At 53.4% G+C, this 842-nt stretch carries 1 protein-coding gene; it reads left to right on the top strand.

The features are described 5' to 3' along the window. Positions 1-257 precede the first annotated feature (257 nt). On the top strand, positions 258-842 hold a 585-nt coding region (locus QCE79_RS33125; RefSeq protein ID WP_309851689.1), incomplete at its 3' end, for a S24 family peptidase.

Genomic DNA, 842 nt, shown 5'->3' with positions numbered 1-842 from the left:
CACCGCACCACACCATTGCTCTGTTCTTCGATGTTGATGCACAGCTGAACGTCGAACTCGGCCTTGGCGCTGATCGCTTTACGCAGATATCCAATGGTTGTGTTGCAGCGTCGAGCGAACTCCGCCTGCTCCTGGGGAGACTTAGAGTTGAGATATGCGCGCAGGGCTTCCATGACCGAAACCATACCCTTGGGTAAGAATCTCGTCAATATCTAAGGGGACTTTACCTGAGAGTAACATTAGGCTGAAATGATCCAATGAACAAATTTGAGCGAAGGCGACTCCGCCTCATCGAGATCCGCGACCTTTTTTGCGGTGGCACTGCAACTGGACTCGCGAAGAAACTCGGAAAATCTGATTCCTACGTTACGAGAATGCTGTGGCCAGAGGACCGAAAAGGCCGAAAACGCATTGGTGAGGCGATGGTCGATCAGATAGAAGAAGCGTTTGGTTGGAAGCGAGGCACGTTTGATTCGGAGCAACTGCCCGGTGGCACTGGTGCCGCTTCGAAAGATGATCGACGTGAAACGACGAGGCTGGAGTGGGGTAGCCAAACGTTTGCGAAAGATAGTAAGCTCGTCGAGCGTAACGTTGAGGCGGGTCCAGACATCCGGGGCAAGGTGCCATTGATCTCTTGGGTCCAGGCTGGTGCTTGGGAGTCGTTTGTGGATGATTTAGCTGTTGGCGACGCGGAAGATTGGTTGCTCTCGCCGATCGCCACCTCCAAGAATGCTTATTTCCTTCGTGTCAAAGGGTTAAGCATGTTCAACCCCACAGGCGAGCCCTCCTTCAACGAAAACGATCTGATCCTTGTTGAGCCGCAATGCTGCGCCCACTCCGGG

The sequence above is a fragment of the Caballeronia sp. LZ003 genome (assembly GCF_031451465.1).
Taxonomy (GTDB): Bacteria; Pseudomonadota; Gammaproteobacteria; order Burkholderiales; family Burkholderiaceae; genus Caballeronia.
This window is presented reverse-complemented; position numbering and strand designations above follow the sequence as displayed.